Source organism: Brachybacterium massiliense (assembly GCF_900184245.1).
Classification (GTDB): Bacteria; Actinomycetota; Actinomycetes; order Actinomycetales; family Dermabacteraceae; genus Brachybacterium; species Brachybacterium massiliense.
This window is the reverse complement of sequence record NZ_FXXB01000004.1, coordinates 96,870-108,612: the sequence shown is the minus strand read 5'-3', so window position 1 is coordinate 108,612 and position 11,743 is coordinate 96,870. Positions and strand designations below refer to the sequence as shown.

General features: G+C 71.2%; 11 protein-coding genes. 3 read left to right on the top strand and 8 right to left on the bottom strand.

The window, feature by feature from the left end; translation table 11 throughout:
• Positions 1-300 (bottom strand): WhiB family transcriptional regulator, encoded by a 300-nt coding sequence (locus BN4251_RS01945; RefSeq protein WP_087483486.1) that lies wholly within the window; start codon positions 298-300, stop codon positions 1-3.
• Positions 301-499: 199 nt separating this feature from the next.
• Between BN4251_RS01945 and cofE the strand changes: the two genes are divergently transcribed.
• Both cofE and BN4251_RS01935 read left to right on the top strand, forming a co-directional pair.
• Positions 500-1,534, top strand: coding sequence for a coenzyme F420-0:L-glutamate ligase (cofE, locus tag BN4251_RS01940; RefSeq protein ID WP_245810155.1), 1,035 nt, complete (start codon positions 500-502; stop codon positions 1,532-1,534).
• Positions 1,531-2,247: a TIGR03089 family protein gene (locus BN4251_RS01935; protein ID WP_087483484.1), complete on the top strand. Its 717-nt coding sequence runs from the start codon at positions 1,531-1,533 to the stop codon at positions 2,245-2,247. The genes cofE and BN4251_RS01935 overlap by 4 nt, the downstream gene beginning before the upstream one ends.
• A 51-nt stretch (positions 2,248-2,298) precedes the next feature.
• Here BN4251_RS01935 and BN4251_RS01930 read toward each other — a convergent pair whose 3' ends face one another.
• The 6 genes from BN4251_RS01930 to BN4251_RS01905 all read right to left on the bottom strand — a co-directional run bounded on the left by BN4251_RS01930 (position 2,299) and on the right by BN4251_RS01905 (position 9,308).
• On the bottom strand, positions 2,299-3,069 hold the full coding sequence (locus BN4251_RS01930; protein WP_087483483.1) for an ABC transporter ATP-binding protein: 771 nt from the start codon (positions 3,067-3,069) through the stop codon (positions 2,299-2,301).
• A gap of 13 nt (positions 3,070-3,082) precedes the next feature.
• Complete coding sequence (locus tag BN4251_RS01925) at positions 3,083-3,976, bottom strand: ABC transporter permease (protein ID WP_087483482.1); 894 nt, start codon at positions 3,974-3,976, stop codon at positions 3,083-3,085.
• Positions 3,977-3,999: 23 nt separating this feature from the next.
• Entirely contained in the window at positions 4,000-6,090 is a 2,091-nt protein-coding gene (locus BN4251_RS01920) for a glycosyltransferase (protein ID WP_087483481.1), read from the bottom strand.
• Between the two features lie 60 nt (positions 6,091-6,150).
• Positions 6,151-7,311 (bottom strand): UDP-galactopyranose mutase, encoded by a 1,161-nt coding sequence (gene glf, locus BN4251_RS01915; protein WP_087483480.1) that lies wholly within the window; start codon positions 7,309-7,311, stop codon positions 6,151-6,153.
• 111 nt (positions 7,312-7,422) lie between these two features.
• Positions 7,423-8,304: a glycosyltransferase gene (locus BN4251_RS01910; protein WP_245810154.1), complete on the bottom strand. Its 882-nt coding sequence runs from the start codon at positions 8,302-8,304 to the stop codon at positions 7,423-7,425.
• Complete coding sequence (locus tag BN4251_RS01905) at positions 8,301-9,308, bottom strand: glycosyltransferase (protein ID WP_087483479.1); 1,008 nt, start codon at positions 9,306-9,308, stop codon at positions 8,301-8,303. Before BN4251_RS01905 ends, BN4251_RS01910 begins: the two co-directional genes overlap by 4 nt.
• Positions 9,309-9,581: 273 nt before the next feature.
• On the opposite strand from BN4251_RS01905, the gene BN4251_RS01900 reads away from it, so the two are divergent.
• A complete protein-coding gene (locus BN4251_RS01900) occupies positions 9,582-10,835 on the top strand; it encodes an LCP family protein (protein ID WP_245810170.1) in 1,254 nt (417 codons plus the stop codon).
• A gap of 27 nt (positions 10,836-10,862) precedes the next feature.
• Here BN4251_RS01900 and BN4251_RS01895 read toward each other — a convergent pair whose 3' ends face one another.
• Positions 10,863-11,582, bottom strand: coding sequence for a glycosyltransferase family 2 protein (locus tag BN4251_RS01895; protein WP_087483478.1), 720 nt, complete (start codon positions 11,580-11,582; stop codon positions 10,863-10,865).
• Between the last annotated feature and the right edge of the window lie 161 nt (positions 11,583-11,743).

Genomic DNA, 11,743 nt, shown 5'->3' with positions numbered 1-11,743 from the left:
TCAGACCACCCGGCGCTTGAGCTTGCGACGCTCGCGTTCGGACAGCCCGCCCCAGATCCCGAAGCGCTCATCGTTCTCGAGGGCGTACTCGAGGCACTCCGCGCGCACCTCGCACGAGACGCACACCTTCTTCGCCTCTCGGGTGGAGCCGCCCTTCTCGGGGAAGAACGCCTCCGGATCGGTCTGCGCGCACAGGGCGCGCTCCTGCCAGGTCAGCTCGGCCTCGTCGGAGTCCTGCCCGGCGAGGTCGAGCAGAGTCAGCTCTGCGCGCGTGTCGTCATCGACCCGTTCCTCGTCCATGGCCACCATTCCTTCCACTGCATTCGTCGACCACCGGGGGCCCGATGCGCCTAAAGTACACCGGTGTAGTTATGGTCCGTCAAGCGGCATCGGCGCGTCGCCTTGCATGTCGCATCCGAATCACAGTCCGGGAGGCCCCGTGCCCGATGTCGCCCCGCCCGCGCAGACCATACCGCCCCCTGCTCCGCGGGAGGTGAGCGTGCTCCCGATCACCGGACTCCCCGAGATCCGCGAGGGAGATGATCTGGGGGCGCTGCTCGCCCGTGCGCTCGCCCCTCTCGGCCCGCAGGACGGTGACGTGCTGTGCCTGTCCACCAAGGTGGTCTCGAAGGCGCTGGGCCTGCGCATCGCTCCCGAGGAGCGGGACGAGGCGGTCCGCGCCGCAGCGGTGCGCACCGTCGCCCGCCGGCTGCACACGCGCGTGGTGACCTCCGTGGTGCAGATCCCCTCCGGTCCGGTGATGGCGGCCGCGGGGGTGGACTCCTCCAACGCGCCCGAGGGGCCGCTGCTGCTGCCCGAGGATCCCGATGCCTGCGCCCGCGCTCTGCGCGATCAGCTGGTCTCCGTGCTCGGCGTGGAGCTGGGCGTGCTGCTGACGGACACCTCCTCCCGCGTCTGGCGGGTGGGCGTCGGTGATATCGCGCTCGGTGCGTCGGGGGTCTCCTCCCTGCAGGATCTGCGCGGCGGCACCGATGCCGACGGCCGCGCGCTCACCGTCACGGTGCGCAACCTCGCCGATGAGCTCGCCGCCGCCGCAGACCTCGTCAAGGGCAAGGCCAGTGGGGTGCCCGCCGCCCTGGTGCGGGGCGTGGCCGCGGCGACCGCGTCGGACGTCCCCGCCCGCCAGCTCTCCCGCACCGGGCCGGAGGACTGGTTCCGCCGCCCGAGCCTCGAGTCGGTGTGGGAGGCGCTCGGGCTGAGCGCCGAGCAGGAGCCGATCGCGCGGATGTCCCCCGAACCGGCGCGCGAGCGGATCGACCGCGCGGTCGGGGTGGCCTCGATCCCTCGTCCCGGGCAGAGCAGCCCCTCCGCGAGCTCGCGGATCAGCACGCGCCCCGACGGCTCCACGCATATCGTGGTGGAGGCGGCCGAGCGCTCCCCCGCCGCGCTGATCGCCGCCGCGACCCTCGCCGAGAGGATCCGCACGGCGCTCGGCGCCGAGTCGCTCTCCGCCCCGCTGCCGGAGATCCTCGTGGAGGTCTCCGTCCCCGACTCCCAGGAGGATCTGTCGTGAACGTCCGTCCCGCCGCCCCTGCGGACACCGCCGCGCAGCTGCTGCGCGTCCTCGAGGAGAAGGGGCCCGGCCCGGTGCTGGCCTGGTACGGCGAGGCGGCACGCATCGAGCTCTCCGGTCACGTGCTGGCCAACTGGGTGATCAAGACGATCGGGCATCTGCATGACGAGATCGCCCTCGCACCCGGCGAGCTCGTGGTGCTCGACCTCCCGCCGCACTGGAAGCGCCTGGTGCTCGCGCTCGCGGCCTGGTCCCTCGGAGCCGAGGTGGTGGTGCTCGAGCGCGACGAGACGACGCAGCCTCCCGCCGAGGACGCCGTCCCCGAGGAGCCGCGGGTGGTCGCGACCGATCGTCCTGCCTCCCCGCTCGCCCAGAGCGCCGACGAGGTGCTCGCCCTCCAGGCGGTCTCGCTCGCCCCCCGCTACGACGGCGAGCTGCCGCCCCTGGCCCATGACTGGCTCGGCGAGGTGCGCGGCAGCTCCGACCGGCTGGGAGTGGCCCTGCCGGGCTGGAGCGGGCCTGCCGCCGCGCCGGAGCCCGAGGGCTCGCCCTCGCACGGCGAGCGGATGCTGGTGGAGGAGGACGGCCTGCGGTCGGCGGCGCCGCTGCTCGCGCTGCTGCTGGCGGGGGGGGGGCTCGTCGGCCCCGCCGCTGCGGTCACCGAGCGTCAGGCGCAGGAGGAGGCCGTCACAGGCCGACTCCCCCGCTCCTGAGCCGCTCCAGACCCGCGGCCCGGTCCGTCCGGCGCCGGGCGCCGCGGGGGTTCAGCTGGCGCGCAGCGTCCGCACCGCCTCGGCGGGATCGCCGTCGAAGATGGTCCGGCCCTTCTGGAGCACCACGATGCGGGTGCACAGCCGCTCGAGCATCTCGAGCTCATGGGAGACGACCACCATCGTGCGGCCCGCCTTCTGCAGCTCGCGGATGCGCTCGAGGCACTTGCGCTGGAACGGCTCGTCGCCCACCGAGAGGATCTCGTCGACCAGGAAGATGTCCGGCTCGGTGTGCACCGCCACGGAGAAGGCCAGGCGCAGGAACATGCCCGAGCTGTAGTACTTCACGTCCGTGTCGATGAACTCCTCGATCTCGCTGAACGCGACGATCTCGTCGAACTTCTCATCGATCTGCTCGCGCGACATCCCCAGGATCGCGCCGTTGAGGTAGACGTTCTCGCGGCCCGAGAGATCCGGGTGGAAGCCGGCGCCCACCTCGATCAGACCGGCCACGCGGCCTCGCAGCAGCACCCGCCCGGTGTCCGGGTAGAGCACCCCGGAGATGGTCTTGAGCAGGGTGGACTTGCCCGAGCCGTTGAAGCCGATCAGGCCCACGGTCTCCCCGGCGTGGACCGTGAGATCCACCTGGTCCAGGGCGAGGAAGGAGTCGGCGAGCTTCTTGCGCTGCAGGGCCGAGAACACCAGCTCCTTCAGGGAGTGGTCATGGCGCAGCGAGAACTCCTTGGTGACCTTCTCGATGCGCACCATCTCGCGGTCGGTGGGCACGGCGGCGGATTCCGGCACCGCGTCGATGTGAGGGCTCATGCTCTCTCCTCCCTCACAGTTCCTGGGCGAAGCGACGCTTCGCGCGCTCGAAGACCACGGTGCCGATCACGAAGGTCGCCACCGCGATCAGCATCCCGGCCCACCACAGCCCGAAGGGCTCGCCCGGGGCGCGCAGCCAGGGCTCCGCGTCGATGACCTCCACCACGGGGCGCGAGTAGCGCCAGAACGCGGTGTGGAAGAGCTCGACGACGATCGTCAGCGGGTTCAGCTGGTACACCCACCACCACAGGGTCCCGCCGATCTGCTCCTCGACCATCGAGATGCGGTAGAGGACCGGGGAGAGCCAGGTGGCCACCATGACGATGAGGTCCACGAAGTTCTCGACATCGCGGAAGGCGGCGTTGAGCGCCGCGGTGATCATCCCCAGCCCCATGGTGAACCCCACCAGGATGACGATGCCGAGCACGAAGGCTATCGCCGCGGTGGTCGAGGGCAGCCAGCCGAACAGCAGCGCCCCGATCACGAGCACGACCAGCTGGGGCAGGAAGTGCACCAGCGCGACGATCATGCTGGCCCAGGGGAACAGCTCGCTGGGCAGATAGATCTTGGAGACCAGCGCCTGGTTCCCGGTGATCGAGCGGGTGGCGTTGCCGAACACCTCGCTGAAGAGGTTGATCACCACGATGCCGCTGAACAGGTACACCGCATAGGCGGGGGTGTCGCGCTGCAGCTGCAGGAAGATGCCCAGCGCGATATAGAAGACGATGAACTGCACCGCCGGCTTGACGTAGCTCCACAGCATGCCCAGCGCACTGCCGCGGTAGCGCACCCGCAGCTCCTTGCGCACCAGCAGGCGCAGGAGGAAGCGCTCCCGGATCGGGTTCAGCCAGCCCGCGTCCTGCCCGGGCGCTCGCCAGCCGGCGGCCTGCTCCTGCCGGGTGGGCATCCGGCCCTCGGCCCCGGTCGTGCTCACGCCGCGGTGCCCCCGGAGCCGCCGGAGCTCGCGGTCGCGCTCCTGGCCTCATCCTGCGGACGCACCGGCGCCGGGTTCTCGGCGAAGGTCCGCTCCCAGGCCTCGAAGGAGGTGATCCTCTCGGCCGCCTCGCGGTAGGTCTCGCGCAGGCTGTTCCACTGCATCAGCAGCGCCGCGTGGGTGCGGAGCGTCTCCACCAGCATCCCGCGGACCTTCTCGGGGTCGCGCTTGTACCAGGCGGCCTTGGTGCCCTCGGCGTTCGAGACCACGGCGCTGTCGTAGCGGCTGAGCCTCCACCACTTGGCGTCCTGGTGGGCGATCTCCGCCTGCGGGTGCTCGCGGGAGAGCTCTGTGGTCGGGGCGGCGACCTGGCGCATCATCATCTTCAGCGTCCAGGCGGGCAGCAGGGCGCGGTGCGGGGCGCGCATCTCGCGGCCCTTGCGCGGCAGCCGCTCGCGACGCACCGCCGGGAAGGACTCCGCTCCCTCCTTCGCGGAGGAGTCGTCGAACTCCGCCACCATCTCGCGCAGCTGCGGCAGGGTCGTGCCGATCGCGCCGTGCAGGTAGTCCGGTCCGCGCAGCACGTCGGCCTGGGCCTTCAGGCGCGCCCGCTCCGTGTAGTACTGCATCGAGATGAGGTGCTTGATGTCGATCGACTGGGACTCGCCCAGCACGCCGCCGCCGCGCTCGTAGTGCGAGTGCAGCAGCGCGGTGATGATGCGGTTGCGCTCGTGGAAGTAGACCTGCCAGTCGAGGGCGTCGTTCTTGTCCGCCCAGGTGACGTGCCAGACGGCCGCGCCGGGCAGGGAGACCGTCGGGTAGCCGTGGCGGCGGGCGCGCAGGCCGTACTCGGTGTCATCCCACTTGATGAACACCGGCAGGCTCAGGCCGATCGCGCGCACCGTCTCGGTGGGGATCAGGCAGGTCCACCAGCCGTTGTAGTCCACGTCGGTGCGGCGGTGCAGCCACGGGGTCGAACGCAGTGTCTCCTGGGCGAAGTCGTGCTGCATCTCGGGCGCCGAGGTGGGCAGCGCGGGCTGGATCGTCCACGGGTCCACGATCTCGCCGAAGGCGTGCAGCACCGAGCGGTTGTTCAGGTCGAACATGTGGGCGCCGACGAGGGTGGGGCGGGTCGCGAAGTCGGCGAAGGTCACCATGCGCAGCAGGGACTCGGGCTCGATGACGATGTCGTCGTCGCAGTTGATGACGTAGGTGGCGGAGCCGGAGGTCGAGGCCTCGTACATGCCGCGGGAGAAGCCGCCCGAGCCGCCGATGTTGCCCTGCTCGATGACCTCGAGCTGCGCGCCGAGCGCCTCCTGCAGCGGGGCGAGCTCCTCGGGATGATCGTTCAGCCGGTCAGAGCCCTGATCGACGACGTACATGACGTCCAGCAGCTCGCGCAGCGCCGGCGCCTCGGCCACGGTGCGGATGTTCTCGAGGCAGTACTCGACCTTGTTCATCGTGGTCATCGCGATGGAGAACGTGCCCTCGGTGCGCGCGAGGTCGGCATCCGCCGTCCACTCCGCGCTGAGGATCACGAAGTCCTCGTCGCCGGCGTACGCATCGAACCAGTACCAGCCGCCGTCGCCGAACGCGATCAGCGGCAGATCCACGGTCTGCTGGCCGTCGGCGGTGATGTCGAGCGTGGTGTGGCGCTGCAGGCTGCCGCGCGCGGTCGAGCGCATCACCACGAGCTGGCCGCTGCCGACGGTGCGCACGCTCAGGCGGATCTTCCGCACCGGGGTCCAGCGCCGCCAGTAGCTCGCCGGGAACGCGTTGAAGTACGTGCCGAAGGAACGCATCGAATGCGCGGGGATGCGCACGGAGTACCGCTCGCTGAGCTCGTTGACGTCGACGCGCGTGCGCGCCGACGTGCTCTTGACCGTCTCCTCCTCGGCGCGGGAGGAGGAGAGGCCCTCACCCCGCAGCCCGAGCGAGCCGCTCGAGGCCCGCGAATGGGCCTCCTCCGCCTCGATGTACAGCGGGACGATGTCGGGCGAGACCTCGGCCGGGAGGATCAGCCGCTGCAGGATCCTCTGCGCAGGGGCGGTCGGGCTCGTCGACTCGGCGGTGGCGGTGGCGTTCATGGGCGGTGGGGCTCCTCGTAGGCGTCGATCGGTCGTCCCTCGCACGGAGGGGCGGACTGCTCAGGCGCGCAGCAGGTCGGTCAGCTTGTTGTCGGCCATGGACAGGGCGGAGCCGATGGCCATGTGCATGTCCAGGTACTGGTAGGTGCCCAGGCGGCCCCCGAACAGCGTGCGCGGCTCGGAGTCGGCGAGCTCGCGGTAGGCCAGCAGCCGCTCACGGTCGCTGCTGGAGTTGATCGGGTAGTACGGCTCGTCCCCGGACTCCGCGAAGCGCGAGTACTCGCGCTGGATCACGGTGCGGTCCGTGGGGTAGTGGTCGCGCTCGGGGTGGAAGTGGCGCGGCTCGATGATGCGGGTGTAGGGGACCTCGGCGTCGGCGTAGTTCATCACCGAGGTGCCCTGGAAGTCGCCCACGTCGAGGTGCTCGGTCTCCAGGTCGATGGTGCGCCAGCCGAGCTCGCCGAGCTCGTAGTCGAAGTAGCGGTCCACCGGGCCGGTGTACACCACGGGGATGTTCCCCCGGGTGGCGTCCTTGTTCAGCGGCTGCGAGGTGTCGAAGTAGTCGGTCTCCAGCTGCACCTCGATGTTCGGGTGGTCCGCCATCCGCTCCAGCCACGCGGTGTAGCCGTCCTTGGGCAGGCCCTCGTAGGTGTCGTTGAAGTACCGGTTGTTGTAGGTGTACCGCACGGGCAGGCGCGAGATGATCGAGGCGGGCAGGTCCTTGGGGTCGGTCTGCCACTGCTTGCCGGTGTAGTTCTTGATGAACGCCTCGTACAGGGGGCGCCCGATCAGGGAGATGCCCTTGTCGTTGAGGTTCTCGGGGTCCTTGCCCGCGAACTCCCCGGCCTGCTCGGCGATCAGGGCGCGCGCCTCGTCCGGCGTGTGCGCGGAGCGGAAGAACTGGTTGACGGTGCCGAGGTTGATCGGCATCGGGTACACCTCGCCCTGATGGTTGGTGTACACCTTGTGCTGGTAGCCGGTGAACTCGGTGAACCGGTTGACGTACTCCCACACGCGCTGGTTCGAGGTGTGGAAGAGGTGCGCACCGTACTTGTGGACCTCGATGCCGGTCTCCTCGTCCGCCTCGGAGTAGGCGTTGCCTCCGATGTGGGGGCGCCGGTCGATGATGGTCACCTTCGCGCCGTGCTCGACGGCCGCTCGCTCGGCGATGGTCAGTCCGAACAGGCCGGAGCCGACGATCAGGAGATCAGGAGACGACACAGAAGGTCCTTTCGATTCGTGCGGAGGGTCCGCCGACAGTGGGTTCACAATATCCACGGGAGGTGAACGGCAGGCCAACATCCCGGGCCGCGGCGGCGTGTGTGTGCCAGTTCATGAGGCCCTCTCCGGCGGCACGCTGCGCTCGACGAAGCGGCGGTAGCCCACCCGCCGCACCCAGCCCGGGGAGAAGCGGTAGGCGGCCCGGATCACCAGGTTGCGCAGGAAGTGGCCCGGGCTCAGCACCCGGTCGCGCAGCATCCGCCACTGCAGGCGCACGTCGCTCGCATACAGCTTCCCCCCGCCGCGCCGGGCGAAGAGCTCCTCGTCGACGCGATAGTCCACGAGCACCTCGGGCAGGTTGCCCATCCGCGCGCCGCCCAGCATCATCCGCTCCCACAGCCAGTAGTCCTCGAGCAGCGGGAGATCCCGGTAGCCGCCGACGGCGAGCGCCACCGAGCGCCTGAGCACCACGGTGGGGTGATGGAAGGGGCTGTGGTAGGGCAGGTAGCGCACGATCTCCTCGTGCTCGAGGGGGCGCGTGCGCAGCGGCCCGGTGCCGGGGGCGATGCGGTCGCTGAATTCCCGCATCGCGCTGCCCAGCAGGTCCAGCCCTTCCCGCTCCATCCGCGGGATCTGCAGGGCGAAGCGGTCCGGGCGGCAGATGTCATCGGCGTCCGCCCGGGCGACCAGGTCGTAGGGGCTGGTCTCCAGCCCGTCCTGCAGCGCTGCGGCGACTCCGCGATGGTCGTCGTGGCGAAGCACCTCCGCGCGGCCGAACTCGCCGTTCGCGACGCGTTCGACGATCGCCTCCAGCCCCGGAGGCAGCGGCCCGTCGATGGTGAGGATCAGCAGGTCCGGGCGCTGCCGCTGCCCCAGGGTGGCGGAGGTCAGGGCGAGCTCGAAGCGGTCGGGGAGGTCCCTCCCCCACAGCGGCATCAGCACGGCGAACCGCGGGAACCCTCCGGCGGCGTGCCCGGGTGAGGGAGTCGTCACCGCCCGGCCGCCCGTTCGATCGCGCGGACGTCCGCCGCGGCGTCGCCGTCGGCCTGGAGCACGGTCGCCGAGGGCCGCGGTCCCCGCCGCAGGGCGGCAAACAGGCCGCGCAGCCCCACACCGAGCAGGTCTCCGCGGTGACGGACGAGCAGTCGCAGCCAGCCCAGCGCCGTCGCGCCTCCGTGCAGGATCCGCTCGAGCGGGGTGAAGGAGGAGGTGCGCAGCAGCGCCCAGAGGCGGTTGCGCACGTCGTAGTAGAAGCGCGAGCCCGGGTGGGACTGGGCGTTGCCGAACTGGGCGGTGCGGTGCTCGACGATCGAGGCGGGCACGTGGAGGCCGCGGCCGCGGCGCAGCAGGCGCCCGGTGTGCTCGAAGTCGTCGGACCAGATGAAGTAGTCGGCATAGGGCAGGCCGAGGCGGCGCACGTCCTGTGCGTTCAGCAGCGCGGAGACATAGCTCGCGGTGCGGATCGGGCGGCCGCCGGCGCGGGCGGCGTCGCGCTTCTCCTGGGCGCTCGCGTCGCGGCGGGTGCGCTGGGTGTTCATGGGATGATCGCGGCCGTCGATCCAGACGGCGCGCGAGCTCAGCACGCTCAGCCGCACCGGGGAGGCCTCGAGGGAGTCCAGCAGCGCGGCCAGCGCGCCCGGCCGCGGGATGGTGTCGTCGTCCATCACCCACACCCAGTCCGCGTCGTGGCGCATGATCGCGCGGGCGATCCCGGCGGCGAAACCGCCGGCGCCGCCGACGTTGCGGCGCAGGTGGACCACGTCCGCCGCGAGGGGGTGCTCGTCGGCGACGCGCCCGCTGCCGTCGGTGGAGGCGTTGTCGATGACCACGACCGCATCGGGCCGGCGCTCCTGCGCGGCGAGGCCGTCCAGGCATTCCTCGAGCAGGGTCTCGCGGTTGTAGGTCACCACGACGGCGACCACCCGTGCCGAGGCGGCGTCGGGATGAGCGGTGCTCTCCTGCGGCGTCGTATCGCCCGCTGGTGCGGAATGGTTCACTGCGTCTCCTGCTGCTGGTCCGTGCCGCCGAGGCGGTGCCTGCCCCAGTGTACGGAGACGACCACGGCCGATCCGGCAGCCACGATGACCGGGGTGTGAAGGTTCTCGGGAGGTTCGCGGGATCCGCCCCGTTCCACCGCGCAGAGGGCGCGCCGGGGGCTCCCGGCCCGCTACCCTGACGAGCGCCGCACGCACCGAGGGTCCTCCTCCGCACCGTGCGCACCCCTGCCCGAGACCGCACGGCCCCGCCGGAAGGAGACAGCTGTGAGCGATATGCCGCCGCCACGCTCCCCGCGCCCCGGAGGGCCGCGCCGCCCCCATGGACATCGCGCACGCGCAGGCGGGAGCGCTCGCCCGCTCCCCCGCCGCTCCGCACCGCGCTCCTCCGCCTCGGAGCCGGCGCCGACGCGCCCGCTGCCGCGGGCGGAGCAGCACCCGTCCGCGCAGAGCCCCCGCTCCCCCTACGGCGAGAGCGCGCAGCCGGCCCACCCCCAGTGGGATCCCCCCTACGGCGAGAGCGCGCAGCCGGCCCACCCCCAGTGGGATCATCCCGAGCAGGCTCCCGCGCCCGCACGCTCCCGCAGGCGCCGCTCCCGGGTGCCGCGCCCGCTGCGGCTGGGCGCCACGCTGCTCGCGCTGGTGCTGGTGCTCGTGCTCGGCTGGGGAGCAGGGCTCGGCCTGTGGGCCGACAGCCGCATCGAGCATGTCGAGGCGCTCTCCGGAGCGGAGAACACGCCCGGGACCACCTACCTGATCGCCGGCTCGGACCGTCGCGACGGGGAGTCCGTCGCGGACGACGGCACCGCCGGCGCCCGCACCGACACGATCATGCTCCTGCACAAGGCCCCCGGCGGGAACAGCTACCTGATCTCCCTTCCCCGCGACACCCTCGTGGACATCCCCGGGCACGGCGGCTACAAGCTCAACGCCGCCTACGCCTTCGGCGGAGCGCCCCTGCTGGTCGAGACCGTCGAGCAGTTCACGGGCCTGACCATCGACCACTACGTCGAGGTGGGATTCGACGGGGTGGCGCAGGTGGTCGACGCGGTGGGCCATGTGAACCTGTGCATCGACCGCGACGTCGACGACGAGCGCTCGGGGCTGGTGATGACCGAGGGCTGCCATGACGTGGGCGGCGAGCAGGCGCTGGCCTTCGTGCGCGCCCGTTACTTCGACCCCACCGCGGATATCGGCCGGCAGCAGCGCCAGCAGCAGTTCGTGGGGGCGCTGATGGACCGGGCCACCTCCCCGGCGGTGCTCCTGAACCCGGTCAACCAGGTCCAGATGGCGGGGGCCGGTTCGGAGGCGCTGACCACGAGCGAGGGCACCGGCATCGTGGACGTGGGCCGGATGGCGCTGACCGCCCGCTCCGCCATGAACTCGGGCGGCACGCTCAGCATCCCCGTGGAGAACCCGGAGTACCAGACCAAGCACTCGGGCGTCGCGATCCTCACCGACGATGCCGAGATCGCCGCTTTCTTCGAGGCCGTCGCGGACGGCTCCGCGGAGGTCCCCGCCGCGGAGTGAGGCCGTGCGGCGGGGATGCGGAGTCCGTCAGCGGAACAGCATGTCGATCACGATGTTGACCGAGTTCAGCAGGGGCTGCCCCTTGGACCGGGAGTAGTCGGTGTAGATGATGTGCACGGGGTGCTCGGCGACGGTGAAGCGGTGCCGGCCGATCTCCTCGACGATCTCGGAGGCGTGCGCCATCCGGTTCTGCTCGATGGCGATCTTCTCGCACGCCTCGCGCCCCAGCACCCGCAGGCCGTTGTGGGCGTCGGTGAGCTTCACGCCCGAGGTGAGGTTGGTGTAGAGCACCGCGCCGCGCAGCACGGCCCGCTTCAGCAGGCCCGGCCGGGTGCGGTCATCGAGGAAGCGGGAGCCCAGGACGATGTCCACGCCCTTCTCCTCACGCGTGGCGATCATCGCGGCGGCGTCGTCGACCCGATGCTGGCCGTCCGAGTCGAAGGTCACCACCTGGCGCATGGCCGCATCGCGCAGGGCGTAGTCGATCCCGGTCTTCAGCGCGGCACCCTGACCCATGTTGTAGGGGTGGCGCACCACCACGGCGCCGGCCTCCTCGGCGATCCGGGCCGAGTCGTCCTCGCTGCCGTCGTCCACGCACACCACCAGCGGGTAGCGGGTGCGCAGGTCACGGATGACGTCCCCCACGACCTGCCCCTCGTTGAACAGAGGGACCACGAACCAGGTGGTGTCGGATCCGGGGGACGACAGCGCGTCGGGCTGCTCGGGGGCAGGATCGGACGTGCTCAAGGGCTCTCCTCCTGGGGTGCCGGTCGGACGTGAGATCACCGATGGCAGCGTGCCGCGGGGCACGGGTTCCGCGATGGCCGATGAGGATACCCTGTCACGGTGGGCCGCCCCTGGTGGTCACCGACGCGCATGCGGCACCGAGAGGTGCCCCACGAGGAGGA